The 26,612-nt window shown below is 68.7% G+C and carries 19 protein-coding genes and 1 other RNA gene; 18 read left to right on the top strand and 2 right to left on the bottom strand.

Going from position 1 to position 26,612, the window contains the following annotated elements:
• Positions 1 to 108: 108 nt before the first annotated feature.
• Together E0W60_RS21435 and E0W60_RS21430 are read left to right on the top strand one after the other, a co-directional pair.
• The gene (locus tag E0W60_RS21435; RefSeq protein WP_135705518.1) at positions 109 to 3,024 is read left to right on the top strand and encodes a PD-(D/E)XK nuclease family protein; all 2,916 of its coding nucleotides are present in this window, start codon (positions 109 to 111) and stop codon (positions 3,022 to 3,024) included.
• The gene (locus E0W60_RS21430; RefSeq protein WP_240745884.1) at positions 3,021 to 6,644 is read left to right on the top strand and encodes a UvrD-helicase domain-containing protein; all 3,624 of its coding nucleotides are present in this window, start codon (positions 3,021 to 3,023) and stop codon (positions 6,642 to 6,644) included. The genes E0W60_RS21435 and E0W60_RS21430 overlap by 4 nt, the downstream gene beginning before the upstream one ends.
• Positions 6,645 to 6,857: 213 nt before the next feature.
• On the opposite strand, the gene ffs is transcribed toward E0W60_RS21430, so the two are convergent.
• Positions 6,858 to 6,956, bottom strand: an RNA gene (gene ffs, locus E0W60_RS21425) — signal recognition particle sRNA small type.
• Between the two features lie 218 nt (positions 6,957 to 7,174).
• Here ffs and E0W60_RS21420 point away from each other — a divergent pair.
• From E0W60_RS21420 to E0W60_RS21370, 11 genes are all read left to right on the top strand, one after another.
• The gene (locus tag E0W60_RS21420) at positions 7,175 to 9,658 is read left to right on the top strand and encodes an adenosylcobalamin-dependent ribonucleoside-diphosphate reductase (protein WP_135705517.1); all 2,484 of its coding nucleotides are present in this window, start codon (positions 7,175 to 7,177) and stop codon (positions 9,656 to 9,658) included.
• Positions 9,659 to 9,778: 120 nt separating this feature from the next.
• Complete coding sequence (locus E0W60_RS21415) at positions 9,779 to 12,154, top strand: DNA polymerase III subunit gamma/tau (protein WP_135705516.1); 2,376 nt, start codon at positions 9,779 to 9,781, stop codon at positions 12,152 to 12,154.
• A 73-nt stretch (positions 12,155 to 12,227) separates the two neighbouring features.
• On the top strand, positions 12,228 to 12,560 hold the full coding sequence (locus tag E0W60_RS21410; protein ID WP_012353187.1) for a YbaB/EbfC family nucleoid-associated protein: 333 nt from the start codon (positions 12,228 to 12,230) through the stop codon (positions 12,558 to 12,560).
• 8 nt (positions 12,561 to 12,568) lie between these two features.
• Positions 12,569 to 13,195 (top strand): recombination mediator RecR, encoded by a 627-nt coding sequence (gene recR / locus E0W60_RS21405; RefSeq protein ID WP_133096548.1) that lies wholly within the window; start codon positions 12,569 to 12,571, stop codon positions 13,193 to 13,195.
• A 56-nt stretch (positions 13,196 to 13,251) separates the two neighbouring features.
• Positions 13,252 to 14,157: a LysR substrate-binding domain-containing protein gene (locus tag E0W60_RS21400; RefSeq protein ID WP_063238140.1), complete on the top strand. Its 906-nt coding sequence runs from the start codon at positions 13,252 to 13,254 to the stop codon at positions 14,155 to 14,157.
• Between the two features lie 186 nt (positions 14,158 to 14,343).
• Positions 14,344 to 15,540, top strand: coding sequence for a CaiB/BaiF CoA transferase family protein (locus E0W60_RS21395; RefSeq protein WP_135705515.1), 1,197 nt, complete (start codon positions 14,344 to 14,346; stop codon positions 15,538 to 15,540).
• Positions 15,537 to 16,505, top strand: a complete 969-nt coding sequence (locus tag E0W60_RS21390) for a hydroxymethylglutaryl-CoA lyase (RefSeq protein WP_135705514.1) — start codon at positions 15,537 to 15,539, stop codon at positions 16,503 to 16,505. Before E0W60_RS21395 ends, E0W60_RS21390 begins: the two co-directional genes overlap by 4 nt.
• A 47-nt stretch (positions 16,506 to 16,552) precedes the next feature.
• Positions 16,553 to 17,584, top strand: coding sequence for a Bug family tripartite tricarboxylate transporter substrate binding protein (locus E0W60_RS21385; RefSeq protein WP_135705513.1), 1,032 nt, complete (start codon positions 16,553 to 16,555; stop codon positions 17,582 to 17,584).
• A 207-nt stretch (positions 17,585 to 17,791) separates the two neighbouring features.
• Positions 17,792 to 18,835, top strand: a complete 1,044-nt coding sequence (locus E0W60_RS21380; RefSeq protein WP_135705512.1) for an ABC transporter substrate-binding protein — start codon at positions 17,792 to 17,794, stop codon at positions 18,833 to 18,835.
• A gap of 116 nt (positions 18,836 to 18,951) precedes the next feature.
• Positions 18,952 to 19,764, top strand: a complete 813-nt coding sequence (locus E0W60_RS21375; RefSeq protein WP_135705511.1) for an ABC transporter ATP-binding protein — start codon at positions 18,952 to 18,954, stop codon at positions 19,762 to 19,764.
• A 52-nt stretch (positions 19,765 to 19,816) separates the two neighbouring features.
• The gene (locus tag E0W60_RS21370; protein WP_133096542.1) at positions 19,817 to 20,608 is read left to right on the top strand and encodes an ABC transporter permease; all 792 of its coding nucleotides are present in this window, start codon (positions 19,817 to 19,819) and stop codon (positions 20,606 to 20,608) included.
• Positions 20,609 to 20,798: 190 nt separating this feature from the next.
• Here the strand turns inward: E0W60_RS21370 and E0W60_RS21365 are convergent, their stop codons facing one another.
• Complete coding sequence (locus tag E0W60_RS21365; RefSeq protein ID WP_063238131.1) at positions 20,799 to 21,773, bottom strand: NADPH:quinone oxidoreductase family protein; 975 nt, start codon at positions 21,771 to 21,773, stop codon at positions 20,799 to 20,801.
• A 220-nt stretch (positions 21,774 to 21,993) separates the two neighbouring features.
• Here E0W60_RS21365 and surE point away from each other — a divergent pair, with 220 nt between their 5' ends.
• From surE to E0W60_RS21340, 5 genes are read left to right on the top strand one after another with little or no spacing between them, the layout of a single operon-like run.
• Positions 21,994 to 22,746, top strand: coding sequence for a 5'/3'-nucleotidase SurE (gene surE / locus E0W60_RS21360; protein ID WP_133096541.1), 753 nt, complete (start codon positions 21,994 to 21,996; stop codon positions 22,744 to 22,746).
• Positions 22,747 to 22,774: 28 nt separating this feature from the next.
• Positions 22,775 to 23,695 (top strand): protein-L-isoaspartate(D-aspartate) O-methyltransferase, encoded by a 921-nt coding sequence (locus tag E0W60_RS21355; RefSeq protein WP_133096540.1) that lies wholly within the window; start codon positions 22,775 to 22,777, stop codon positions 23,693 to 23,695.
• A gap of 8 nt (positions 23,696 to 23,703) precedes the next feature.
• Positions 23,704 to 24,567, top strand: a complete 864-nt coding sequence (locus E0W60_RS21350; protein ID WP_135705510.1) for a peptidoglycan DD-metalloendopeptidase family protein — start codon at positions 23,704 to 23,706, stop codon at positions 24,565 to 24,567.
• Between the two features lie 6 nt (positions 24,568 to 24,573).
• Positions 24,574 to 25,755 (top strand): RNA polymerase sigma factor RpoS, encoded by a 1,182-nt coding sequence (gene rpoS, locus E0W60_RS21345; protein WP_133096538.1) that lies wholly within the window; start codon positions 24,574 to 24,576, stop codon positions 25,753 to 25,755.
• Positions 25,752 to 26,591 (top strand): 3'-5' exonuclease, encoded by an 840-nt coding sequence (locus E0W60_RS21340; RefSeq protein ID WP_133096537.1) that lies wholly within the window; start codon positions 25,752 to 25,754, stop codon positions 26,589 to 26,591. Before rpoS ends, E0W60_RS21340 begins: the two co-directional genes overlap by 4 nt.
• The last annotated feature ends 21 nt before the right edge of the window (positions 26,592 to 26,612 follow it).

Here is a 26,612-nt window from a genome sequence, read left to right as displayed (position 1 = left end):
TGGCCGGCGGCGTGCGGTATTCTCTTTGCCCCCTGACGCCCTGACGCCTGACTTCTTCCCCGACCGATGCAGTTACCGCAGCCACGCCGCGCTGCGGCTCAAGAGCCCATGACGTCGCTGAGTTTTCGCCCTGGCCCTGATTTCCTCGAGCAGGCGGCCACTGCTGCCTGGTTTTTCCTGGACCGCTGCGGCGCGCCCGAAGCCGGCGCACACGTAGTGGTGCCGACCGCCGCGCAGATTCCTGGCGTGCGCGAGGCGCTCGATGCCGCCGCGCGTGCGGCCGGACGGCCGCGCCTGTTGCCGCGCGTGCTGACGCTGGGCCACTGGCTGCTGGACCTGCCGCCCGACGGCACGCCGTTACGCAGCCATGCGGCGCGGCTGTTGGCGGTGCAACAGGCCGTGCGCGGGCAAGAATGGCTGCGCCGCGCCTTCGGCGCGCAGAACGAGACCGCGGCGTGGGGCCTGTCGCAAACGCTGCTTGCGATTTGCGACGAGCTGAATGCGCGCTGGCTCGAGGACGCCGCCATCCGCGATGACGACGACATTGACGGCGACGACCGCGCCGCGTTGCTGCAGGGCGCGCTGGAACGCACCTACTCGCACCTGTCCGAACGCTTCCTCGGCGAAGAGGCGCGCATCGTGCTGGCGTTCTGGCAGGCGCTGTCGGGGCCCGACGATCCGCTGCCGGCGCGGCGCCGCGCGCTGCGCGAACTGTCGCAGCAGCTGCGCGGCCCGGTGGTGTGGATCGCGCCGACGCCCCCTACGCCGCTCGAAGCCGCGTTCCTGCGCGATGCCGCCGAACTGGTGCCGGTACTGCAGGTCGGGTACGACTGGGCGGGGCAGGGAGATGTGGACTCCGATGCGGACGCCGCCGACTGGTACCAGACGCTGCTGTCGCTGTGGCCCGAAGCACGGATTGCCGAAGATGGAGACGTCACTGCGCCGCCCGCCATGCCGGCACTGCCCGAACAACGCCCGGCCATCCGCGTGATCGGCAGCGCGCGCTTCGAGGACGAAGCCGCGGCCGCAGCGGCGCAGCTGGTGCAATGGCTCAACGAAGGCCGCCGCCAGGTTGCGCTGGTGGCCCATGACCGCGTGGTGGCGCGGCGCGCGCGGGCGCTGCTGGCGCGTGCCGGCGCACCGGTGCGCGACGAGACCGGCTGGAAGCTGTCGACCACACGCGCGGCCGCCGCGCTGATGCGCTGGTTCGACCTGCTGGTGCGCGACGGCGATACCGCGGCGCTGCTCGACCTGTTGAAAAGCCCGTTCTGCCTGCCCGATTTCGCCGAGCGCGGCGCGGCCATCGCGCTGCTGGAGCGCCAGGTGCGGCGCGAGGGCATCACCGGCGGCTGGCCGCGCCTTCGGCAATTGTTCGGCAGCGTACCGACCAGCGCGCCCGAGCCTGGCAGCTACGAGGACGAACAGGCGGACGAACAGGCGGACGAGGCAGCCCAGGCGCCGCGTCGCGCCGCACGTGCATTGGTCGCCGTGTTGGCCGACGAGGCGGCACGCTGGCCGCGCGGCCTTGCGCAGCATCCGCTGGCAACGTGGCTGGAGCGGCTCGACGGCATGCTCGACGGCCTTGGCATGCGCGCCGCGCTGGCCGCCGACGATGCCGGCAGCCAGCTGCTCGACGCACTGGCCCGGCTGCAGGAGCTGCCGCACGATGAAACCGGCGGCCACGCCACGCTGTCGCAGGGCGAGTTCCGCGCCATGTTGTCGGCGCTGCTCGAATCGGTCGCATACAAGGAGCCTTCGGCAAGCGGCCCGGCGCGCATCACCATCCTGCCGCTGAACGGCGCGCGCATGCGCCGTTTCGAGGGCGTGGTGATCGTAGGTTGCGACGATGCGCAATTGCCGTCGAGCGCGGCCGAGCTGATGTTCTTCTCCAACCAGATGCGCCGCGAGCTGGACCTCGAAGACCGCGAGGCGCGCTTCGCCCAGCAGGCGCGCGACCTGGCGGAGGTGCTGCTGAACAACGCCGACGTGGTGATGACCTGGCAGCGCTTCGGCGGCCGCGGCGAACCGCATCACGTGTCGGGCTGGATCGAGCGGCTGGCGGCATGCTGCGCACGCAGCGGCGTCGTCATCGACGGCAACGCCGTGCCGCAGGCCCATGAAACCTTCGCCGAACCGCAAGGCATGCCCGCGCCGTCCGCGTTGCCGGAGCTGGTGCCGCAGCGCTGGAGCGCGCAGGCCTACAACATGCTGCGCCGCTGCCCGTACCAGTTCTTCGCCGGCCGCATGCTCGGCCTCGCCGGGCTCGAGACCGTCAGCGACGAACTGGAAAAGCGCGAGATCGGCGAGCACCTGCACCGCGTGCTGCTGCGCTACCACAAGGACCTGCACGCGCGCCGCGAGCGCGGCGAAACGCTGCCGCAAGACCAGCGCCTGGCGCGGCTGCGCGAGATTTCGGACGATGTGTTCGGCGCGCTGATGGCCGAGGACGGCAATGCCATTGCCTATTACCGGCGCTGGTGCGAGGTGCTGTCGTCGTATGTCGCCTGGCAGTCGGCGCGCGAGGCCGAGGGCTGGTTCTGGCGCGGCGGCGAGCTCGATGCCGGCATCGACCTGCCCATGCCCGACGGCCAGCCCTTGCGGCTGACCGGACGCATCGACCGGCTCGACCAGGGGCCGGACGGCGCGCATGCGGTGCTCGACTACAAGACGCAGAGTGCCACGCGGCTCAAGCGCAAGCTGGCCGAGGTCGAGGAAGACTGCCAGCTGCCGTTCTACGGGCTGTTGCGCGCCGATGCGGTGGACGGCAGCTGGGTGTCGCTTGAAGGCGCGAAGGAAAGCGCGCGCGACACCTCGGCGGCAGCGCAACGCGAGGTCGGGCTGCCCGACTTCCAGGCCGCCGTCACCTGGCTCGAACGGCAGATGCGCCATGACGTGATGCGGCTGCGGCAGGGGGCTAAGCTTCCAGCATTTGGCGATGCCTCGGCCTGCGTGTATTGCACCGCCCGCGGCCTGTGCCGCAAGGGCTTCTGGGAATCCACCGCCGTGCCGGTGCTGAAAACATGATGGTCCACGATCCGCTCAATACCCAGGTCCAGCCTTACCAGCGCGATGGCCATCCCGTGTCGGAGGCCGAGTTCACCCGCGCGGCCTGCGATCCTGCGCGCTCCGTCGTGGTCGAGGCCTGCGCCGGCAGCGGCAAGACCTGGCTGCTGGTGGCGCGCCTGGTGCGCCTGCTGCTGGCCGGCGCCGCGCCGCACGAGATCCTCGCGATCACCTTCACGCGCAAGGCTGCCGAAGAAATGCGCGACCGCCTGCTGGAAGTGCTGGCGCAACTGTCGCGCGATCCCGACGACGACGTCATCGCCGCGCTGGTGCAGCGCGGCCTGAGCCCGGAGGCCGCCCGTGAGGCGCTGCCGCGCGCGCGCCGCTTGCACGCGCAGGTGCTGGCCGCGCCCGGGCGCATGGCCATCGATACCTTCCACGGCTGGTTCGGCACGCTGCTGCGCGGCGCGCCGCTGGCGTCGGGCATCGTGCCCGGCGCGTCGCTGCGCGAAGATGCGTTGCGCATGAAGCGTGAAGCGTGGGCGCCGGTCTGGCGCGCGCTGGCCACGCCGCAATACGAAGACCTGCGCGCCGCATGGGAAACGCTGGTCGACACCGTGGGGGACTTCCAGGCGCGCGCGCTGCTCGACGCCATGTTCCACGCCCGCAGCGAATGGTGGGCGATGCAGGAGGGCGGCAGCCCGCTGCAGGCGCTGTCCGACTGCCTTGGTGAAGACGCCCAGGGCGACGTGCTGCTGCAGGCGCTGGCCGACGAAGGCTGGCGCGATGCCTGCGAGACGCTGGCACTGCGCCTGGGCGGCGGCGGCAAGACCGAGCAGACCCATGCCACGCGCATCACCGACGCGCTGATGGCCATTACTGCCTGGCGCGAAGCCGGCGCGGCGCCGGGCAAGGCCGCCGAACGCGTGTTCGCACAATTGCGCGCGGCGTTCTTCACCACCACGGGCGAGCCGCGCTCGCTGCGCCGGACCAACGCCCTCGTCAAGGCCGCGGGAGGCGAGGGCATGGTCGATACGCTGCTCGACCAGCATGCTTCCATCTGCGCGATGCTCGACGAGATCAGCGCCCGCTGCTGCGAGGCCGCGGTGCTCGCCATCAACCAGGCGCTGTTCTGCATCGGCGACGCGTTGCTGACGCGCTACCAGCAGCACAAGCAGGAACAGCGCGCGATGGACTTCGCCGACCTCGAATGGCAGGCCGCGCAGCTGATGTCCGACGAAGAGACCGCGACCTACCTGCAGGTGCGGCTCGATGCGCGCTACCGCCACCTGCTGCTCGACGAATTCCAGGACACCAACCCGCTGCAGTGGCGCATCCTGCAGGGCTGGCTGGCTGGCTACGCAGGCCTGGGCGAGCGCCCGACGGTGTTCCTTGTGGGCGATCCCAAGCAGTCGATCTACCGCTTCCGCCGCGCCGACGCGCGCCTGTTCGGCGCTGCCGGCGAGATGCTGCGCGACGCGTTCGGGGCGACGGTGCTGCGCACCAACCGCACCCGGCGCAATCGCGCCGAGGTGCTGGAGTGGGTCAATGCCGTGTTCGACGCGGCGCGCGCGGAAGGGCGCTACCCGCTGTACGAGACGCAGACCTCGGCGCTGGCCGAAGGCGGCGGTCCGGTGTGGCTGCTGCCGCTGGTAGAGGCCGAAGAGAAAGCCGAAGGCAAGGCGGGCGACAGCGAAGCGAGCGAGACGGAAGCGCAGGCCGGCGACGGCGCCATGCACCGCGACACGCTGCTGCAGCCGCGCCGGCAGGCCGGCGATTCGCTGCGCCTGGAGGAAGGCCGGCGTGTGGCCGCGTGGCTGCGCCATGTGCGCGACACCGTGCCGGTCCACGAGAACGGCGCCACGCGCCCCGCCCGCTGGAGCGACATGCACCTGCTGGTGCGCCGCAAGACCCATCTCGCCGACTACGAGCGCGCGCTGCGCGAGGGAGGCATCCCATGCCTGAGCCCGCGCCGCGGCGGCCTGCTGGCCACGCTGGAAGCGCTGGACCTGTCGGCCTTGCTGGCCTTCCTGATGACACCGGAGTCCGATCTCGATCTCGCCCATGTGCTCAAGAGCCCGCTGGTCGGCGCGACCGACGATGACCTGCTGGCCCTGGCGCAGCTGGAAGGCGAGGGCGGCTGGTGGGCGCGCATCGAAGCCAGCGGCCTGCCCGGGCACGTCTCGGACGCATTGCGCGAAGGCGTGCCGCGGCTGCGCCAGTGGCTGCGCGTCGCGCCGCACCAGCCGGTGCACGACCTGATCGACCAGATCTTCCACGGCGGCGAAGTCCGGCGCCGTTATGCCGAAGCCGCGCCGCCGGATATCCGCGAGCAGGTGCTGGCCAATCTTGATGCCTTCCTGAAGCTGTCGCTGGATCTGGACGGCGGCCGTTACCCGAGCCTGCCCAAGTTCATCGACGAGCTGCAGGAGATCCGCCGTGGCGACGAGGGCGAGAGCCCCGACGAAGGCGGCATGGGCGACAACGCCGAAGACGTCGAACCGGCGGAGGACGATGCCGCCTTTGCCGGCCTCGACGCAGTTCACATCCTGACCGTGCATGCGGCCAAGGGCCTGGAGGCGCCGTTCGTGGTGCTTCTCGATGCCAACCACAGCGATCCCGCCGCGGACAAGGGCGGGATCCTGGTCGACTGGCCGCCGTCGTCGCCGGTGCCGCGGCATTTCTCGGCGTATGGCAAGCGCAGCGAACGCGGACTGGCGCGCGCGCCGATGTTCGAGGCCGAGGCTGCGCTGGGCGAGCGGGAGAATTGGAACCTGCTCTACGTCGCCATGACGCGGGCGCAGCAGGGCCTGCTGGTCAGCGGCGTGAAGGGCCGCGCCAGTCGCGCCGCCGCCGGCGAGAACAACGCGGAAATCGCCGGCAGCTGGTACGTGTGGCTGCAGGGCGCGGGCGTGGGCGAGATGTTGCCCGCGTACCCAGGGCAACCGGAACAAGCGGGCGACAGCGAGGCGCCAGTACTGGCACGCCTGAGCGAGCCGGTGCGCTTCACCGACTTCCGCCTGCGCTACCGCGACGCCGGGGCGCTGCCATCGTTCGAGGACGACGCGCGGGCCGAGGAGGGTCCGTCGGCAGACGACGGCATCGTCTTCAACGCCGCGGCAGCCCGCCACGGCGAACTGGTGCACGCCCTGCTGGAGCGGCTGACGCGCTATCCGGAAGCCTTTGCCGGCATTCCGGACATCGACACGGTGCTGCGCTGGTTCCCGCTCACCGGCGCGCATACCGTCGAGGCACGGCAAGCGTGGCGCGAGCAGGTAGATGAAGCGCTCGCGGCGGTGCGCGCGATGCTGGGCGCGCCGGCGCTGGCGCCACTGCTGTCGTCGGACGAGGCCGGCAGCGCGCGCAATGAAGTCGAGCTGTATGACGCGCGCGGCCGGCTGCTGCGCATCGACCGGCTGGTCGAGTTCGACGACCGCGTCGTCATCGTCGACTACAAGCTGAGGCTGCTGCCGCAGGAGCACGCCGCCTATCGCGCGCAGCTGGGGCGCTACGTGGCGGCGGTCGCGCCGCTGTTCCCGGGCAAGCGCATCGAGGCCGGCGTGGCCACTGCCGACGGCCAGTGGATTCCCGCCGAGCGGCTGGCGCCGCCGATGCTGACGCAGCAGGGTTCGCTATTCTGAGTGGCGATCGCGCCGGACAGCTTCCGCAAATCGGCGCAGAATGGGCCGTGGGTGCGCCGGGTCCGGCGCGCGCCAGATGGCATGCTGTACTAAAGTGACAGGGACGGCGCTGCAGGCGGCGTGCGCATGTCGATGCGGAAACGATGCGGAAAGCTGTTCGCGTAAGCGTGGGGTGAAGCGGTGGAAGGGTGAAGCAGGAGGGATAGCGGGGAGGTGGACGAGCCTGACCCTCGGCACTGGTGGAAAACGGCTGTGGCTGCTTCGTTCCCGACCTGACCAGGTTGACCGCGCCACCATGCGAGGAGGCCCGTCCGAGCGGCATTGTAACCTAGTCCGAGGCATCGCGTCGAATTGCCTTGTCCGCCATGGGTCATTGCATGCGGCAAGGCGCCGGCTTGATCTGGCGCAGGCAGTGCAGGCCGCGCTGGCCCGACCATGACAGGCCGCCGCATTGCAGCGGCGCGGCGCGCCGGCGATGCGCGTCCCGGATCCACCGATTCACCCAACTTCGGAGCGTGGTGAGCCCAGACATGAACGCAAACGACCAGATCATTCACGGTGCCATGGCGCCGCAGGAAATCTCCACCGAAGTCCTGATCGAAAAATACGCCAAAGGCGAAGAAGGCAGCATTGCCGACGTCAGGCAGCGTGTGGCGCTGGCGCTGGCCCAGGCCGAGCCGGAGGACCAGCGCGAGGCCTGGAGCGCGCGCTTCCTGTGGGCGCAGGAAAACGGCTTCGTGCCCGCCGGGCGCATCAATTCCGCCGCCGGCACCGGTATCCAGGCCACGCTGATCAACTGCTTTGTGCAACCGGTGGGCGACTCGGTGTCGGAAGCGCGCGACGGCCGGCCCAGCATCTACACCGCGGTGGCGCAGGCGGCCGAAACCATGCGCCGCGGCGGCGGCGTCGGCTATGACTTCTCGGCGATCCGGCCGGCGGGCGCGCTGGTGCGTGCGACGCATTCGCGCGCGTCGGGGCCGGTGTCGTTCATGAAGGTATTCGATGCCTCGTGCGCGACGGTGGAATCCGCCGGCGCGCGCCGCGGCGCGCAGATGGGCGTGCTGCGCTGCGACCATCCCGATATCGAGAGCTTCATCCACGCCAAGGACAAGGGCGACCTCACCAACTTCAATATCTCGATCGGCGTCACCGACGAATTCATGCGCGCGGTGCAGGCCGACGGCGAGGTCGAGCTGATCCATGAAGCCGAGCCCGGCGCCGACATGATCGCCGCCGGCGCCTATCGCCGCGACGACGACCAGTGGGTGTACCGCCGCCTGCCGGCACGGCAGCTGTGGGATCAGGTGATGCAGGCCACCTACGACCACGCCGAGCCTGGCATCCTGTTCCTGTCGCGCATCAATGCCGACAACAATCTCTATTACTGCGAGCGCATCGAGGCCACCAATCCCTGCGCCGAGCAGCCGCTGCCGCCGTATGGCTGCTGCTGCCTGGGTTCTATCAACCTGACGCGTTTCGTGCGCCAGCCGTTCTCGCCGCAGGCTGAATTCGACTTCGATGCCTTTGCCGAAGTGGTGCGCGTGGCCACGCGCATGCTCGACAACGTGCTCGACGTGACCTTCTGGCCGTTGCCCGAGCAGCAGGCCGAGGCCCACGCCAAGCGCCGCGTCGGCCTGGGTTTCCTGGGGCTGGGCAGCGCGCTGGTGATGCTGGGCCTGCGCTACGACACCGAGCCGGCGCGGCAACTGGCGGCGCGCATTGCCGAGCGCATGCGCGACGAGGCCTACCTGGCCTCGACCGAACTGGCGGCGCAGAAGGGTGCCTTCCCGCTGCTGGATGTCGACGCCTACCTGCAGAGCGGCTTCGCCAGCCGGCTGCCGCAGGCCGTGCGCGATGCCATTGCGCGCAACGGCCTGCGCAATTCGCACCTGCTGTCGATCGCGCCGACCGGCACGATCACGCTTGCCTTTGCCGACAATGCCTCCAACGGCATCGAGCCGGCCTTCTCCTGGACCTACAACCGCCGCAAGCGGATGCCGGACAACAGCTACCGCTCGTTCGAGGTGGCGGACCACGCCTGGCGCCTCTACCGTCACATGGGCGCCGACATGGCGCAGCTGCCGGACAGCTTTGTCACGGCGCTGCAGATGTCGGCGCTGGACCATATGCGCATGCTGGAAGCGGTGCAGCCGTATATCGACACCAGCATCAGCAAGACCGTCAACGTGCCGGAGGACTATCCGTACGAGGCCTTCCGCCACCTGTACCTGGAGGCTTGGCAGGCGGGGCTGAAGGGGCTGGCGACCTATCGCCCCAATCCGGTGCTTGGCGCGGTGCTGTCGGTCGACGCCCCGGCGGCAGCGCCTGCTGCGGTGGCCGACGACAACCCGCTGGTGCGCCCGTTCAACAGCCGGCCGGTCGGCGACCTGGAGGGCGTGACCTCCAAGGTCGAATACCTGACCTACGAAGGCCACAAGACCGTCTACCTGACCGTCAATTTCATGCGCGTGGCGGGCGTCGCCGACGGCAGGCCCGTGGCCATCGAGCGGCCGGTGGAGTTCTTCATGCCGGCGGGGCAGCGCAGCGAGGGCCAGCAGTGGATCACCTCGACCATGCGGCTGCTGTCGATGGTGGCGCGCTCGGGCGGCTCGGTCGCCAAGGCGCTGGCCGACATGCGCAACGTGGTGTGGGACAAGGGTACCGTGCGCTATGGCTCGCTGGTGCGGCAGGACGGCACCGAGGTGCCGCGCTTCCATGACTCGGAAGTGGCGGCGCTCGGCTATGCGCTGCAGCGCATCCTGATCAAGCGCGGCTTCCTCGATGCGGAAGGCGGGCAGGTGCCGGTGGCGGCGCTGGCAGCCCGCCTGGCGCAGCGCGAGGCGGGCGGGGCGGCGGCCGCGGAGGCCGGGATCGCGGTCCAGGCCGGCGCCGGCGTGGCCACTCCCGGCGTGGGCACCGGCAAGCCTTGCCCGGAGTGTGGCGCGCACGCCCTGCACAAGGTCGACGGCTGTGCGAAATGCGCCAATTGCGGCTACGTGGGCGAATGCGGCTGAGGCCGTCCCGCGCCTGAAACCCGCCAGCGGCGCGGCGCCGCTGGCAGGCCTGCGCTCCAGGCCGCAAACTCCGGCCCCGCCGCGGGTTGCGGGCGGTCGCCATTTGCTACAATCGCCGCCATGAGTTATCAAGTTCTAGCGCGCAAATGGCGCCCCAGGGATTTCACCACGCTGGTCGGCCAGGAGCACGTGGTCCGCGCGCTCACGCACGCGCTGGAACAGCAGCGGCTGCACCACGCCTACCTGTTCACCGGCACGCGCGGGGTCGGCAAGACCACGCTCTCGCGGATCCTGGCCAAGGCCCTGAATTGCACCGGCGCTGACGGTAACGGCGGCATCACCGCCCAGCCATGCGGGGTGTGCAAGGCCTGCACCGAGATCGACAGCGGCCGCTTCGTCGACTACATCGAGATGGACGCCGCCTCCAACCGCGGCGTCGACGAGATGGCGCAGCTGCTCGACAAGGCGGTCTACGCGCCGGGCACCGGGCGCTTCAAGGTCTACATGATCGACGAAGTGCACATGCTCACCAACCACGCCTTCAACGCCATGCTGAAGACGCTGGAAGAGCCGCCCGGGCACGTCAAGTTCATCCTCGCCACCACCGATCCGCAGAAGATCCCGGTCACGGTGCTGTCGCGCTGCCTGCAGTTCAACCTCAAGCAGATGCCGCCAGGGCATATCGTCTCGCACCTGGACCATATCCTGGCGCAGGAAGGCATTGCCCATGACGGCAACGCGCTGCGGCTGCTGGCGCAGGCCGCGCACGGCTCGATGCGAGATGCGCTGTCGCTGACCGACCAGGCCATCGCCTACAGCGCGGGACAGGTCTCCGAGGAAGCAGTGCGCGGCATGCTGGGCGCGATCGACCAGGGTTTCCTGGTGCAGCTGCTCGATGCGCTCGCCGCCGAAGATGGTGCCGCCATGCTGGGCATCGCCGATGCCATGGCCGACCGCAGCCTGTCGTTTGCCGGCGCGCTGCAGGACCTGGCTTCGCTGCTGCACAAGGTGGCGCTGGCGCAGGCCGTGCCGGCTTCGGTGCAGGAGGAATGGCCGGAGGCGGACGATGTGCGCCGCCTCGCCGGCGTGTTCGACGCGCAGGAGGTGCAGCTCTTCTACCAGATTGCCAACCTCGGCCGCAATGAGCTGGCGCTGGCGCCGGACGAGTACGCCGGCTTCACCATGACGCTGCTGCGCATGCTGGCGTTCCGGCCCTCGGCGTCGCCGGAGCCGACGCCCCCGACCGTGGCGCAAGGGCAGGGCGGCGGCGCCGCGCCGTCGCGGCCGCGCAGTGCGGCGCTGGCGGCCGATCCGGCCACGCCCCGGCATGCCGCCGTGGCGGCAGCACCGGCTGCACCTTCCGCTGCACCTTCCGCTGCACCTTCCGCTGCACCTTCCGCTGTAGCGGCGCCGATGCCCGTGGCGGCAAAGCCGGCGGCGCCGGCGCCCGTATCCGAACCGGTGGCCGAGCCCGTTGCAACCACCGCACCGGCTGCGCCCGCCGCACCCGCGCGCCCAGCGCCGGATGCTGCCATGTCGCCGGCCCGTGCCGCGCTGGCGGCCGCCCGTGCCGCATCCGCGCGCGGTGGCGCGCGCAATGCCCCGCCGCCTGCCGCGCCCGCCGCCGCAGCGGCTCCCGCGCAGCGTCCGCCGGCACAGCCCTTGCGCGCGCCCGGTGCATCTGCCGTCAGCCGTCCCGCCGCGGCGCCTGCGCGGCCGGCACCGCAGGCACCGGCACAGCGCGCTGTGCCGCAGCCATCGGCCGCGCCCGCCAGGCCAGGTCCGGCCGCTCGCCAGTCCGAACCCGAATCGGTGCCGCCGTGGGAGATGTCCGGCGGCAGCGATGTGCCGCCATGGGAAGACCTGCCGCCGGACTTGCCGGTGATCGGCCCCTATGACAGCGACCCCGGTTTCCGTGCGGACGAGCGAGACAACGGCTTCAGCGACAACGGTTTCAGCGAGCGGCCGGCCCGCGTCAATCCACGCAGCGGCGCCACCAGCGCGCCCGTACGCGAAGCCGAACCTGTGCGTGAGGCCGCTGCGCCCGCGGCACCGGCCGAGGGTGCCAAGTACGTCGCCCCGCGCCCGCCCGCGCCGGCCGAAGACGGCTCGCCGCCGGTCTTCGCCGGCGACTGGCCGGTGCTGGCTGCCGGCCTGCCGCTCAAGGGCCTGGCGCAACAGCTGGCGTACCAGAGCGAACTGACGCAGGTGGTCGGCAAGACCTTCAACCTGCGCATCCCGGTGGCCGCCCTCGGCGAGAACGGCGTCGCCGAACGCCTGCAGCAAGTTCTGTGCGACCACTTCGGCCAGCCCGTGCGCGTGCTGTGCGAAGTCGGCGCGGTCGCGGTCACCGCCGCGGCGGCCGATGCCCAGGCCCGTGCCGAGCGCCAGCGCGAAGCCGAGGCCGCGATCGAGGCCGATCCGTTTGTGCAAGGGCTGCTGCGCGACTTTGGCGGCCAGATCGTGCCGGGCTCGATCCAGCCGCGCGCGGCCTGACAGCCCCAGTCCGCGCCATCCGCCACGAATTTCCACCACCGAATTTTTTTACCGAATCCAGGAGCGTTCCATCATGATGAAAGGTCAACTCGCCGGGCTGATGAAGCAAGCCCAGCAGATGCAGGAAAACATGAAGAAGATGCAGGAGCAACTGGCCCAGATCGAGGTCGAGGGCCAGTCCGGCGCCGGTCTCGTCAAGGTGGTCATGACCTGCAAGAACGACGTCAAGCGCGTCACCATCGACCCCAGCCTGCTGGCCGAGGGCGAGGACAAGGACCTGCTGGAAGACCTGGTCGCCGCCGCCTTCAACGACGCCGTGCGCAAGGCCGAGGCCACCACGCAGGAAAAGATGGGCTCGATGACCTCCGGCCTGCCGCTGCCCCCGGGCTTCAAGCTGCCGTTCTGAAGGCAAGCGTGAAAGCGGGGGGGAAGGGTTCCGCGCCGACTTCGCTGCAGGCGCTGGTCGAGGCGCTGCGGGTGCTGCCGGGCGTCGGGCCGAAGTCGGCCCAGCGCATGGCGTACCACCTGCTGCAGCACGACCGCGAGGGCGCGCGCAAGCTGGGCGACGCGCTGCGCGGCGCGGCGGACCATATCCGCCACTGCCAGCGCTGCAACACCTTCACCGAGCAGGAAATCTGCGAGACCTGCCTGGATGACCGCCGCGACGCCGCGCTGCTGTGCGTGGTGGAAACGCCGGCCGACCAGGTCATGATCGAGCAGACCCTCACTTACCGCGGCAAGTACTTCGTGCTGATGGGCCGGCTGTCGCCGCTGGACGGCATCGGCCCGCGCGAGATCCACCTGGACCGGCTGCTGGCGCGCGCCACCGAGCCGGAGCTGGGCGGGCCGGTCGGCGAAGTCATCGTCGCCACCAACTTCACCAGTGAAGGCGAGGCCACCGCGCACTACATCGGCGAAATGCTGAAGGCGCGCGGCCTCAAGGTGTCGCGCCTGGCGCGCGGAGTGCCGGTCGGCGGCGAGCTGGAATACGTCGACGCCGGCACCATCGCGCGGGCGGTGATGGACCGCCGCAACCTCTGATCCCTGCGGCGCTGGGCGGCATGCCCGCGCCGGACTTTTTCGCGTCCGCCTGTCCCATGAACCTGGCCCGCTTCGATCTCGTCACGCTTGGCTTGTTCGTTGCCGTGGCGCGCCAAGGCAGCATCTCGGCCGGCGCGCGCCAGTCGCACCTGGCGGTGGCGGCCGCCAGCAAGCGCATCTCGGACCTTGAGACCGCGGTGGGCGCGCCGCTGTTTTTCCGCCATGCCGCCGGCGTGCAGCTGACCGAGGCCGGGCAGGCCTGCTTCCACCACGCGCTGACCATCCTGCAGGACGTGGAGCGCATGGCTGGCGTGATGTCCGACTATGCGTCCGGCGTGCGCGGGCAGGTGCGCGTCTGCGCCAACACGTCGGCGATCACGCAGTTCCTGCCCGACGACCTGGCGTCGTTCATGCAGCGCCATCCCACCATCCGCATCGAGCTGGAAGAACAGAACAGCCGCGACATCGTCGCCGCGCTGGTGGAGAACCGCGCCGACGTCGGCATCTTTGCCGACCGCACGCCAGCGGCGGGGCTGATGACGGTCGAGTACCGCCAGGACGAACTGGTCATCATCACGCCGCCCAACCATCCGTTGGCTGCACGCGGCCCGGTGCGGTATGCCGATACGCTCGAATTCGACTTCGTCAGCCTGCCGCAGGAAACTTCGCTGGCGGCGCGTCTGCTCGAAGAAAGCAGCCGGCTCGACCGGCCCTTCCGGCTGCGCATCCAGGTGCGCAGCTTCGACGCCATGTGCCGCATGGTGATGGCCGGCCTCGGCGTGGGCGTGCTGCCGCGCATCGCGGCCGAGCCGCACGTCAAGTCGATGGGTTTGTCGCTGGTGTCGCTGCAGGATGCGTGGGCGCGCCGCTCGCTGCTGATCGGGCTGCGCGATCCTGCAGGCCTGACGGTGTCGGCGCGTCTGCTGATCACCCATCTTTGCGGAGACAAGGCGCCGTTCTGACGTCCTGGGGCGCCAGGTGCCCCCCGGAGCCTTTCGCGTTCCGAGAAAGCCCGCTTCTCCGATTGCCGATTCCTGGCTCGCCCCTCGCTGGGGCACACTCCGTGCCAATGACAGACGCGGCGGTATCGATCACCAGATCGAATTTCCGCGGCGCAACGAATCCCCCGCATTGCACGGAGACACGCCATGGCGCAACAGATCCTCGAGGGCATCCGCGTCCTCGAACTCGGACAACTTATCGCCGGCCCCTTTGCCGCGAAAACCCTGGCCGATTTCGGCGCCCACATCATCAAGGTAGAGCCGCCCGGGCAGGGCGACCCGCTGCGCAAATGGCGCATGCTGCATGAGGGCACGTCGGTGTGGTGGGAAGCGCAGTCGCGCAACAAGGAATCGATCTGCATCGACCTGCGCCAGCCGGAAGGGCAGGCGCTGGTGCGAAAGCTGGCCGCCGAGGCCGATGTGCTGATCGAGAACTTCCGCCCCGGCACCATGGAAAAGTGGGGCCTGGGCTGGGACGTGCTGCATGCCGACAACCCGCGCCTGATCATGCTGCGCGTGTCGGGCTACGGCCAGACCGGCCCCAAGAAAGACGAGCCGGGCTTTGCCGCGGTGGCCGAGGCCATGGCGGGACTGCGTCACCTGACCGGCGAGCCGGGCCGCGCGCCGGTGCGCGCCGGATTGTCGCTGGGCGACACCATCGCCGGGCTGCACGGCGCCATGGGCGTGCTGCTGGCGCTGTACCAGCGCGATGCGCGCGGCGGCGAGGGCCAGGTGATCGACGTGGCGCTGTATGAATCGCTGTTCAACCTGAGTGAAAGCCTGCTGCCGGAATACTCCGCCTTTGGCGCGGTGCGCCAGCCCGCCGGCGGCGCGCTGCCGGGCATCGCCCCGTCCAACGCCTATCCCTGCAGCAGCGGCGAATACGTGCTGGTGGCGGCCAACGGCGATGCCATCTTCAAGCGCATGATGCTGGCCATCGGCCGGCCCGACCTGGCCGATGACCCGGCGCTGGCCCAGAACGACGGCCGCGTGAAACGTGTCGACGAGATCGATGCCGCCATCGCCGACTGGACCCGCACGCAGACGGTGGAATCGGTGCTGGCGGTGCTGCGCGAGGCGCAGGTGCCGTCGGGCCGCATCTATACCGTCAAGGATATTGCCGAAGACCCGCACTACCGCGCCCGCGGCGTGATCGAGTCGGTGACCTCGGCCGGCGGCCTGACCGTGGAAGTGCCGGGCGTGGTGCCCAAGCTGTCGGCCAGCCCGGGCGGCATCCATGACCGCGCGCCCACGTTGGGCGAGCATACCGATGCGGTGCTGAAGCAGGCGGGCTTCGACGATGCCGCCATCGCCGACCTGCGCGCGCGCAAGGTGATCGCATGAGCGCCGCCGCCCAGCTGCGCGGCCCGGCCCGCGTCGAAATCAATGAAGTCGCGCCGCGCGACGGCCTGCAGATCGAGCCGGTGGTGGTGCCCACCGACGGCAAGGTCGCCTTTGTCGATGCGCTGTCGGCCTGCGGCTTCGCCCGCATCGAAGCCACCTCGTTCACGTCGGCACGCGCCATCCCCGCGCTCGCCGATGCCGAAGCGGTGATGCACCAGATCCAGCGCTTCCCCGGCGTGCGCTACACCGTGCTGGTGCCCAACCTGCGCGGGCTGGAACGCGCGCTGTCGTGCCGGCCGGACGAGGTCAACCTGGTGATGTCGGCCAGCGAGACGCATAACCGCGCCAACCTGCGCATGACGCGCGAGCAGTCGCAGGCGCAGTTGCTGGCGATGATCGAAGCCGCCAGCGCCGCCGGCGTGCCGGTCAATATCTCGCTGTCGACGGTGTTCGGCTGCCCCTTTGAGGGCGAGGTCGAGGCCGGCGCGGTGATGGCGCTGGCCACGCGCTTCGCCGAAGCCGGCGCGGCGGGCATTACGCTGTGCGACACCACCGGCATGGCCTATCCCACGCAAGTGGCCGCGCTGTGCGAGCGCTTCCAGGCGGCGCTGCCCGGCACCGGCCTGACCATCCACCTGCACAACACGCGCGGCATGGGCCTGGCCAACGCGCTGGCGGCATGGGAGACCGGCGTAACCCGCTTCGACGCGGCCGCCGGCGGCCTCGGCGGCTGCCCCTATGCACCCGGGGCCAGCGGCAATGTCAGCACCGAGGACCTGGTCCACATGTTCGACTGCATGGGCGTGCAGACCGGGGTCAGCCTCGGCGCGCTGCTCGGCGCGGTGGCCGGCCTGCCGGCGCTGGTCGGGCGCGACATCCACAGCCAGTTGCTCAGCGCCGGCCCGCGCCTGCGCACGCACCAGCCGCCGGGATGGATGGCGGAGCATTTCGCGGTGCAGGCCTAGCGCCGCACCCCGACAACAACAAGACAGCAATACAAATGGAGACCCTCATGAAGCAAGCCCTTCAACGCAACGCTGCCAAGCCGGCCACGTCCACCCTTATCGCCCGGCGCAAGGCCGTCGCTGCCACGCTGGCCGCGCTCGGTACCGCGTGGCTGGCGCCTGCCGCGCTGGCGCAGGACGCCTATCCCAGCCGCCCGGTCACGCTGGTGGTATCCGCCGCGGCAGGCGGCACCACCGACATCGCGGCACGGATGATTTCCGAGCCGCTGTCCAAGGCGCTTGGCCAGCCGGTGGTGGTCGACAACAAGCCCGGCGGCAATGGCGGAATTGCCGCGCAGCTGGTGGCGCGCGCCAAGCCGGACGGCTACACGCTGATGCTGCAGTACTCGGGCTTCCACGTGATCACGCCGCTGCTGATGAAGAACCTGTCGTGGGATCCGGTCAAGGACTTCGCGCCGGTGGCCAATATCCTGTCGGCGCCGCAGGTGCTGGTGGTGCGCCAGAACCTGCCAGTCAAGTCGCTGAAGGAACTGGTCGCATACGCCAAGGCCAACCCGGACAAGCTCAACTACGCGTCGTCGGGCAACGGTTCGCTGCAGCACGTCTCGACCGAGCTGCTGAACCAGATGGCCGGCACCAAGATCGCGCACGTTCCTTACAAGGGCACCGGGCCGGCCATCACCGACCTGCTGGGCGGCACGGTCGACCTGACCATGACCACGCCGCCGCCGCTGATGGGGCATATCGCCGCCGGCAAGCTGCGCCCGCTGGTGGTGACCAGCAAGACGCGCCTGCCCAGCCTGAAGGACGTGCCGTCGGCGCCCGAGGCGGGCTATCCCGACCTCGACGTGTCGTCGTGGTTCGCAATGTATGCGCCGGCCGGCACGCCCAAGGCCGTGGTCGACAAGCTGACCGGCGAGATCGAGAAGATCATGCGCACCGAAGCCTTCCGCAAGAAGGCGGAGGAACTGGGTGCCGAGGCGAAGTACATGAACCCACAGCAACTGGCGCAGTACCAGAAGGCCGAACTGGCGCGCTGGGGCAAGGTGATCAAGTCTGCGGATATTCACGCTGAGTAAGCATTGAAGCGCGGATGTTGTCTCCCCTCTCCCGCATGCGGGAGAGGGGAGCACACCAGGAGCCCGCCTAGGTATAGATACCGATGCGGACCCTCCATCCACCCGGTAGCATCGCAACTTGCCGCACGGCGGCACGCCGTGCTTTCGCGCATCGCCGTCCGAATCCAAATGGACAACAAACGGACAGGAAACGGGTAGGAGACAAGCATGTATAACAAGAAATTCTGGAAGCAGTTCCTGATCGCGCTGGCGCTGTTCCTGGCCGGCTGGTTCACCTTCGGTCATGCGCAGGCGCAGGGCAAGCCGGAGAAAACCAAGGTCACCATCGCGGTCGGCGGCAAGAACCTGTTCTACTACCTGCCGCTGACCATCGCCGAGCGCCAGGGCTATTTCAAGGACGAAGGCCTGGACGTCGAGATCGTCGACTTCGCCGGCGGCGCCAAGGCGCTGCAGGCCGTGGTGGGCGGCAGCGCCGACGTGGTTTCGGGCGCCTACGAGCACACCATCAACCTGCAGGCCAAGGGCCAGCGCTACCAGGAATTCGTGCTGCAGGGCCGTGCGCCGCAGATCGTGCTGGTGGTGTCGAACAAGACCATGCCTAACTTCAAGTCGATCGCCGACCTGAAGGGCAAGAAGATCGGCGTGACCGCGCCGGGGTCGTCGACCAACATGATGGCCAACTTTGTGCTGGCCAAGCATGGCCTGAAGCCGTCGGACGTGTCGTTCATCGGCGTGGGCGCCAGCGCCGGCGCGGTGGCGGCGATGCGTTCGGGCCAGATCGATGCGATGGCCAACCTCGACCCGGTGATCTCGATGCTGATGCAGAAGAACGAGGTGCGCATCGCCTCGGACACGCGCACGCTCAAGGACACGCAGGCGGTGTTTGGCGGCAACATGCCGTCGGGCTGCCTGTATGCATCGCAGGCCTTTATCCAGCAGAACCCCAACACCACCCAGGCGCTGACCAATGCCATGGTGCGCGCGCTGAAGTGGCTGCAGAAGGCCGGCCCGTCCGACATCGTCAAGACCGTGCCGGAAAGCTACCTGCTTGGCGACCGCGCGCTGTACCTGGCCGCGTGGGACAAGGTCAAGGAAGCGATCTCGCCGGACGGCACCATGCCGGCCGATGGTCCGCGCACCGCGCTGAACACGCTGCAGCAGTTCGACGCCGAACTGAAGGGCAAGCCGATCAAGCTGGAAGAGACCTATACCAACGCCTTCGTGCAGAAGGCCAACGCCAAGTACAAGTAAGACCGCGTCGCGCACGCCACCGGCCCGCTGCCCGCAGCGGGCCTTTGCTTTGCGGCAGCGGCAGGCATTCCCTCATCACTCGCCAGCGGCACGAATGGCGAACGACACGGTGCACCATGAGCATTCCCGCACTTTCCCTCGACAAGGTCACCTGCACCTTTGTCTCGCGCGATGACCGCAGTCAGCGCTATACCGCGGTCAAGGACGTCACGCTGTCGATCCAGCCGGGCGAGTTCGTCTCGGTGGTCGGCCCGACCGGCTGCGGCAAGTCGACGTTGCTGAACGTCGGGGCGGGCCTGCTGGAGCCTTCCAGCGGCGAGGTACGCGTGTTCGGCGAGCCGCTGCGCGGCATCAACCGGCGCGCCGGCTACATGTTCCAGACCGAGGCGCTGATGCCGTGGCGCAGCGCGCTCGACAACGTCGTCGCCGGGCTCGAATTCCGCGGCGTGGCGCGCGCCGAGGCCGTGCGGCAGGGCGAGGACTGGCTGCGCCGCGTGGGCCTGGGCGGCTTCGGCGACCGCTATCCGCACCAGCTCTCCGGCGGCATGCGCAAGCGCGTGGCGCTGGCGCAGACGCTGGTGCTGGACCCGGACATCATCCTGATGGACGAGCCGTTCTCGGCGCTCGATATCCAGACGCGACAACTGATGGAGAACGAGGTGCTGGACCTGTGGGCCGCGAAGCGCAAGGCGGTGCTGTTCATCACCCACGACCTCGACGAGGCCATCGCCATGAGCGACCGCGTGGTGGTGCTGTCGGCAGGCCCGGCCACGCATCCGATCGGCGAGTTCGCCATCGACCTGCCGCGCCCGCGCGACGTGGCCGAGATCCGCAATCATCCGCGCTTTGTCGAACTGCACGCCGCGATCTGGGACGTGCTGCGCGAGGAAGTGCTCAAGGGCTATGCGCAGCAGCTCAAGGTGGCCTGAGCCTGCCATTGCTACGTCATCACAACGACAACCGAACGACAACCGAACCCTGATGGCATTCCGCAACGACTCCAAGGGCATGCTGCGCGTCTGGCAGCTGCTGGTGCTGGTGGTGATCCTGGGCATCTGGCACATCGCCACGCGTTCGCAGCAGGTCGCCTTCTTCTTTGGCGAACCGCTGATGGTCGCGCAGCGGATCTGGAACTGGTTTTTCATCGAGCGCGATATCTACCTGCACCTGGGCGTGACGCTGCTCGAGACCGTGCTGGCCTTCGGCATCGGCACGCTGGCGGGTCTCGGCGTAGGCCTGTGGCTGGCGCTGAGCCCGATGACCTCGGCCATCCTGGATCCCTACGTCAAGGCGATGAACTCGATGCCGCGCGTGATCCTGGCGCCGATCTTCGCGGTGTGGTTCGGCCTGGGGATCTGGTCGAAGGTGGCGCTGGCGGTGACGCTGGTGTTCTTTATCGTCTTCTTCAACGTCTACCAGGGCGTGAAGGAAGTGAGCCCGGTGGTGCTGGCCAACGCGCGCATGCTGGGCGCAAACCAGCATCAGCTGCTGCGCCATGTGTACCTGCCGAGTGCAACCAGCTGGGTGTTTTCGTCGCTGCATACCTCGGTGGGACTGGCCTTCGTCGGTGCAGTCGTGGGCGAGTACCTGGGCTCGGCGCGCGGCGTGGGCTACCTGATCCTGCAGGCCGAGGGCACCTTCGACATCAACACGGTGTTTGCCGGCATCGTGGTGCTGACGGCATTCGCGCTGATGCTGGACTGGATGGTCGGCATCGGCGAGAAGCGGCTGATGAAGTGGCAGCCCAGGAGCGGGGAGACGGAGAAGCTCTGACCTCCGGGTCCGCGCTGGTTTGCTTCCTTTGCCTTAAGCGAGAGACGGCACACAGTCCTGTGGCCCCGAAACAGACCGACACCGTCAGCAGCGGGCGCAGGGCGTTGCCGCATGTCCTGCGCCTCTCTTATCGGCGGCGGGCAGGGCGCCCGCCGCCTGGCGCGTGCTTCAGCGCACGCCGAGGGCACGATTAGGGCACGATCACGATCTTGCCGGTCACCTTGCGCGCTTCCATGTCCTTGAGCGCCTGCGGCGCCTGTTCCAGCGGATAGCGCGCCGAGATATGCGGACGGATCTTGCCTTCCTTCATCCAGCCCAGCATCTGCGCCATGTTGGCCTGGTTGGCCTTAGGCTCGCGGCGCACGAAGTCGCCCCAGAACACGCCCACCAGCGATGCGCCCTTGAGCAGCGCCAGGTTCAGCGGCAGCCTCGGGATCTCGCCATTGGCAAAACCCACCACCAGGTAGCGGCCGCGCCAGCCGATCGAGCGGAACGCCGGCTCGGCATAGATGCCGCCCACCGGATCGTAGACCACATCCGGGCCCTTGCCGTCGGTCAGCGCCTTGACGCGCTCGCGGAGGTCTTCGGTGCTGTAGTTGATCAGCGCATCGGCTCCGTGCTCCTTGCACACCGCCAGCTTTTCGTCGGTAGACGCGGCGGCGATCACGCGCGCGCCGATGGCCTTGCCGATCTCGATCGCCGCGATGCCCACGCCGCCGGCCGCACCCAGCACGAGCATGGTCTGGCCCGCCTTCAGCTCGCCGCGGTCGATCACCGCATGGTGCGAAGTGCCGTAGGTCAGCGTGAAGGCCGCGGCGGTCTCGAAGTCGATGCCCGGCGGCATCGGCACCACCGAGGCGGCGGGCGCCTTGGCCTGCGTGGCAAATGCGCCATTGCCCAGGTAGGCGATGACCTTGTCGCCCGGCTTGACGTGGGTGACGCCTTCGCCCACAGCATTGACCACGCCGGCCAGCTCGGAGCCGGGGCTGAACGGCAGCGCAGGCTTGGCCTGGTATTTGTTCTGGATGATGAGCACATCCGGGAAGTTGACGGCGGCCGCCTTCACGTCGATGACCACTTCGCCAGCGCCCGGCACCAGGTCAGGCAGGGTTTCCACGGTCAGGGAATCAGGGGGGCCCCAGGCTTTGCACAGTACGGCTTTCATCTTGTCTCCGTTTCGATGTGTATGGCTTCCGCGCCAGTCAAGCTTAAGCGGGCGGGCAGGGCAAGTGTAGCGTACAAATAGCACGGTCGTTCTGTTCCATGCCGAACCCGCGGGGGCGGTTATTTGCGCCCTGCATACCGGCTCGCGGCGTGCGCCCGGACGGGATTCCGGCGCGGCGCACGGGGCGCTTGTGCGGCGCGCGCTCAGGTACAATCGCGCCATGCATATCCTCCTTGCCAACGATGACGGTTATCTCGCGCCGGGATTGGCCGTTCTGCATGCTGCGCTCGCCCCGCTGGGCCGGATTACGGTCATTGCGCCCGAGCAGAACCACAGCGGCGCTTCCAACTCCCTGACGCTGCAGCGCCCGCTGTCGATCTACGAAGCGCGCGAAGGCGTGCAGAAGGGATTCCGCTTCGTCAACGGCACGCCGACCGACTGCGTGCACATCGCGCTGACCGGGCTGCTGGATGAGAAGCCCGACCTGGTGGTGTCCGGCATCAACCAGGGACAGAACATGGGCGAGGACGTGCTGTATTCCGGCACCGTCGCCGCCGCCATCGAAGGCTATCTGCTCGGCATCCCGTCGGTGGCCTTCTCGCAGGTCGACAAGGGCTGGGAGCATCTCGATGCAGCCGCGCGCATCGCGCGCACCGTGGTCGAGCGCATCATCAGCCAGCCGCCCGCCGAGCCCTTCCTGCTCAACGTCAATATCCCGAGCCTGCCGTTCGAACATATCAAGGGCTATCGCGCCACGCGCCTGGGCAAGCGCCATCCTTCCCAGCCGGTGATCACGCAGGTGAATCCGCGCGGCGACACCAACTACTGGATCGGCCCGGCCGGCGATGCGCGCGATGCCAGCGAAGGCACGGACTTCCATGCCACTGCCGCCGGCTATGTCTCGCTGACGCCGTTGCAGCTCGACCTGACCCACCGCGGGCAGCTCGACGCGCTCGACCAGTGGCTGAAATAGGCAGCCGCTCCGCAGTGTCGCGCCCCCGATGAGTTCCACGCCCCGACGCAACAAGTTCCCCCTGCCGCTGGACGCGGTCGTCGAACGCAAGCCCGCACCGGCACGCACCGCCGGCATGCCTGCCGTCGACGCGCGGCGCACGGGGACGGCAGCCGCGCCGCCCCCGAAACCCGCCAAGCCAAGGCTGCCGCGTACAGCCGCGCCTGCGCCGGCGCCCGCACCCGCGAGCGCCGTGGAGCAGCGCGCCTCGGCGGCTACGGCCGGCGGCGGGGGCATGGCTTCCGCGCGTGCGCGTGCCGCGCTGGCGGGCCGGCTGCGCGCCGGCGGCATCCGCGACGAGCGCGTGCTGTCGGCCATCGCCACGGTGCCGCGCCACCTGTTCGTCGAGCCGGGGCTGGCCTCGCAGGCGTATGAAGACGCCGCGCTGCCGATCGGCCACCAGCAGACCATTTCCAAACCGTCGGTGGTGGCGCGCATGATCGAACTGCTGCGCGACGGCCTGGCCGCCGACACGCCGCTGGAGCGCGTGCTGGAGATCGGCACCGGCTGCGGCTACCAGGCCGCGGTGCTGAGCCAGGTGGCGCGCGAAGTCTTCTCGATCGAGCGCATCCGGCCGCTGCACGAACAGGCCAAGGCGAACCTGCGCCCGCTGCGCGTACCCAACCTGCGCCTGCACTATGGCGACGGCATGCTCGGGCTGCCGCAGGCGGCCCCGTTCTCGGCCATCATCCTGGCCGCTGCCGGCATGGAGGTGCCACAGGCGCTGCTGGAACAGCTGGAGGTAGGCGGGCGGCTGATCGCCCCGGTGGCCGTGGTGCCGCCGGCGGGCGTGCCCGGCCAGACGGTGACGCAGCAGCTGCTGCTGATCGAGCGGCGCAACCGCCATCGCTTTCACCGAACCGCGCTTGAAGCCGTTTTCTTTGTGCCCTTAAAATCGGGCACCATCTGAGTCGAACTATGCACAACATCGTGAAATCGCAATATTTCGCACGCGCCGGTCAACTTTTTACGGCTTCCGCGCTGACGGCCCTGCTGGCCGCCTGCGCTAATTCGCCGATGCCGGCCCCTGTCGTTGACCGCACCTCCACCTCGGGCGCTGCCGCCGCGTCGATGGAGCCGGCACCGCCTGGATACTATCGGGTCAAGCGAGGCGATACGCTTTATCGAATCGCCCTGGAAAACGGCCAGTCGTACCGTGACGTCGCGACCTGGAACAACCTGTCCAATGTGAACCAGATCGAAGTTGGCCAGTTGTTGCGCATCGTGCCTCCGGGTGCCGACGTCAACGCTGCGCCCGGGGTTTCCACCACGCCGATCGCCCCGGCCACGGTGCAGTCCCAGCCGATCGACCAGGCGCGCCCGGTGGGCACGCCCGCAGCACCGCCTGCCGCCGCAGCGGCGGCGCCGGCAACGCCCGCGGCAGCGGCCGCCACCCCCGCCGCGCCGGCCGCTGACGGCGCGATCAAGCTGGCCTGGCCGGCAACCGGCCAGATGGTCGGTAAATTCGATGACAAGGGCAATAAAGGCATCGATATTGCGGGCAAGAAGGGCGATGCGGTGCTGGCCGCCGACGATGGCCGAGTGATTCACGTTGGCCCCTTGCGCGGCTACGGGAATCTTGTCATCATCAAACACAACGAGACATTTCTTACTGCGTACGGGCACAACGAAAAGGTGCTCGTGGCAGAGCAATCCGCGGTCCGCAAGGGCCAGAAGATTGCGGAGATGGGCAACAGTGATACCGACCGGGTGAAGCTTCACTTCGAAGTTCGCAAGAACGGAAAACCGGTTGATCCGATGCGGTACCTGCCGCCACAGTGAGGGTTCATGCCACGCCAGAAAACCGTCTCCTCCGGAACAACTGTCAGCAGGGCTCGCCGTCCCAAGCAGCCGGAAGTGAAGGCTGGTGTGGCACATCCCGACGAGCACGCCGACGCGCAAGCGTTCGAGCCCGATCTCGCTGCCGACCTGATTCCCGCGACCGACGAGCCGATCGCCACGTCCACTTCGGTGGGCCTGCGCGAAGCGGACCTGCTCGCCGACGACAACGACCGCCATCTGCGCGATGATGACGATGACGAGTCCGAGGACGAGGAAGACAGCGAAGGCGAGAACGGCAGCGACGGCGCAGCGGCCGAGCACGATGACTTCCGCACGGTGCTGCATACCGAGCTGGCCGCCGACACCGTCCAGCATTACCTGAACCGCATCAGCATCAAGCCGCTGCTGTCCGCGCCGGAGGAACTGCATTTTTCCACGCTGGCCAAGGACGGCGACTTTGCCGCGCGCCAGGTCATGATCGAGCGCAACCTGCGGCTGGTGGTCAGCATCGCCAAGGGTTACCTCAATCGCGGCGTGCCGCTGCTCGACCTGATCGAGGAAGGCAACCTGGGCCTGATGCACGCGATCGAGAAATTCGATCCGTCGCGCGGGTTCCGCTTCTCGACCTATGCGACCTGGTGGATCCGCCAGAGCATCGAGCGCGCCATCATGAACCAGGCCCGCACCGTTCGCCTGCCGGTGCACGTGATCCGTGAACTGAACCAGGTGCTGCGCGCCAAGCGCCATCTGGAGAAGGGCGGCACCGACGGGCGCGATGCCAGCCTGGAAGACATCGCCCACCTGCTGGGCAAGACGCCGGACGAAGTGCAGGACGTCCTGGCACTCAACGAACATACCACCTCGCTCGATACGCCGTTCGACCTCGATCCCGGCTCGAGCCTCCTGGATTTCCTCTCCGACGAGCACAACGCCGCCCCCGACCAGGAGGTGGCGCACCGCGAGCTGGAAGGGCTGATGAAGCTCTGGCTGGCACGCCTGTCGGAAAAGCATCGCTATGTGGTGGAGCGCCGCTTCGGCCTCAACCATATCGAGCCCGCCACGCTGGAAGAGCTCGCCGAGGAGATGGGCCTCACGCGCGAGCGCGTACGCCAGATCCAGCAGGAGGCGCTGGTCAAGCTCAAGCGGCATTTCGCTTCGCAAGGTGTCAGGAAGGACGCCGTTTTATGACCCCTGTGCTGGTATTCGACATCGAGACCATTCCCGATGTCGCCGGCCTGCGCCGTTTGCATGACCACCCCGATGCGATGAGCGACGGCGAAGTCGCCGAACACGCCTTCGCCGCCCGCCGCGAGAAAACCGGCAGCGATTTCCTGCCGCACTACCTTCAGCGTGTCGCCGCGATTTCCTGTGTGCTGCGGCGCACGCACCGCGATGGCTCGGCGGTGTTCCATGTGGGCTCGCTCGGCACCATCGAGGACAACGAAGCCACGCTGATCCAGAAGTTCTACGAACTGATCGCCCGCTACAGCCCGCAACTGGTTTCATGGAACGGTGGCGGATTCGATCTCCCCGTGCTGCATTACCGCGGCCTGGTCAACGGCGTCACCGCGCCGCGCTACTGGGAGATGGGCGAGGGCCGCGACGAAGATAGCCGTGACTTCAAGTGGAACAACTACATCAGCCGCTACCACATGCGGCACCTGGACTTGATGGACCTGCTGGCGATGTACCAGCCGCGCGCCAGCGCGCCGCTGGATGACCTCGCCAAGCTCTGCGGTTTCCCGGGCAAGATGGGGATGGATGGCAGCAAGGTCTGGCATGCTTACCAGGCTGGCCAGCTCGACGAGATCCGCGCCTACTGCGAGACCGACGTCGTCAATACCTACCTGATGTACTGCCGTTTCCAGCTGATGCGCGGCGGCATGTCGCCGCGCGAGTTCGACATGGAGATGGAACTCGTTCAGGAATCGCTGGCGGAACTGCCTGGCGAACAGTGGATGGAATACCTGCAGGCCTTCCGCCTGCAGCGCCTCACGCCCGAAGCCGACGACTTCGAGGACTGATCGCGCCTGCGCCCGCGGACA

This window comes from Cupriavidus oxalaticus, assembly GCF_004768545.1.
Taxonomy (GTDB): Bacteria; Pseudomonadota; Gammaproteobacteria; order Burkholderiales; family Burkholderiaceae; genus Cupriavidus; species Cupriavidus oxalaticus_A.
The sequence above is the reverse complement of the archived record's forward strand: the minus strand, read 5'-3'. Positions and strand labels throughout refer to the sequence as shown.

Excerpts from the sequence above, each read along its gene's own strand:
- surE (WP_133096541.1), top strand. The coding sequence starts at position 21,994 with ATGCATATCCTCCTTGCCAACGATGACGGTTATCTCGCGCCGGGATTG.
- E0W60_RS21420 (WP_135705517.1), top strand. The coding sequence starts at position 7,175 with ATGAACGCAAACGACCAGATCATTCACGGTGCCATGGCGCCGCAGGAA.
- E0W60_RS21430 (WP_240745884.1), top strand. The coding sequence starts at position 3,021 with ATGATGGTCCACGATCCGCTCAATACCCAGGTCCAGCCTTACCAGCGC.
- E0W60_RS21435 (WP_135705518.1), top strand. The coding sequence starts at position 109 with ATGACGTCGCTGAGTTTTCGCCCTGGCCCTGATTTCCTCGAGCAGGCG.
- E0W60_RS21365 (WP_063238131.1), bottom strand. The coding sequence starts at position 21,773 with ATGAAAGCCGTACTGTGCAAAGCCTGGGGCCCCCCTGATTCCCTGACC.
- E0W60_RS21415 (WP_135705516.1), top strand. The coding sequence starts at position 9,779 with ATGAGTTATCAAGTTCTAGCGCGCAAATGGCGCCCCAGGGATTTCACC.
- E0W60_RS21390 (WP_135705514.1), top strand. The coding sequence starts at position 15,537 with ATGAGCGCCGCCGCCCAGCTGCGCGGCCCGGCCCGCGTCGAAATCAAT.
- E0W60_RS21370 (WP_133096542.1), top strand. The coding sequence starts at position 19,817 with ATGGCATTCCGCAACGACTCCAAGGGCATGCTGCGCGTCTGGCAGCTG.
- E0W60_RS21350 (WP_135705510.1), top strand. The coding sequence starts at position 23,704 with ATGCACAACATCGTGAAATCGCAATATTTCGCACGCGCCGGTCAACTT.
- E0W60_RS21355 (WP_133096540.1), top strand. The coding sequence starts at position 22,775 with ATGAGTTCCACGCCCCGACGCAACAAGTTCCCCCTGCCGCTGGACGCG.
- E0W60_RS21380 (WP_135705512.1), top strand. The coding sequence starts at position 17,792 with ATGTATAACAAGAAATTCTGGAAGCAGTTCCTGATCGCGCTGGCGCTG.
- E0W60_RS21400 (WP_063238140.1), top strand. The coding sequence starts at position 13,252 with ATGAACCTGGCCCGCTTCGATCTCGTCACGCTTGGCTTGTTCGTTGCC.
- E0W60_RS21385 (WP_135705513.1), top strand. The coding sequence starts at position 16,553 with ATGAAGCAAGCCCTTCAACGCAACGCTGCCAAGCCGGCCACGTCCACC.
- E0W60_RS21395 (WP_135705515.1), top strand. The coding sequence starts at position 14,344 with ATGGCGCAACAGATCCTCGAGGGCATCCGCGTCCTCGAACTCGGACAA.
- E0W60_RS21410 (WP_012353187.1), top strand. The coding sequence starts at position 12,228 with ATGATGAAAGGTCAACTCGCCGGGCTGATGAAGCAAGCCCAGCAGATG.
- E0W60_RS21340 (WP_133096537.1), top strand. The coding sequence starts at position 25,752 with ATGACCCCTGTGCTGGTATTCGACATCGAGACCATTCCCGATGTCGCC.
- E0W60_RS21375 (WP_135705511.1), top strand. The coding sequence starts at position 18,952 with ATGAGCATTCCCGCACTTTCCCTCGACAAGGTCACCTGCACCTTTGTC.
- rpoS (WP_133096538.1), top strand. The coding sequence starts at position 24,574 with ATGCCACGCCAGAAAACCGTCTCCTCCGGAACAACTGTCAGCAGGGCT.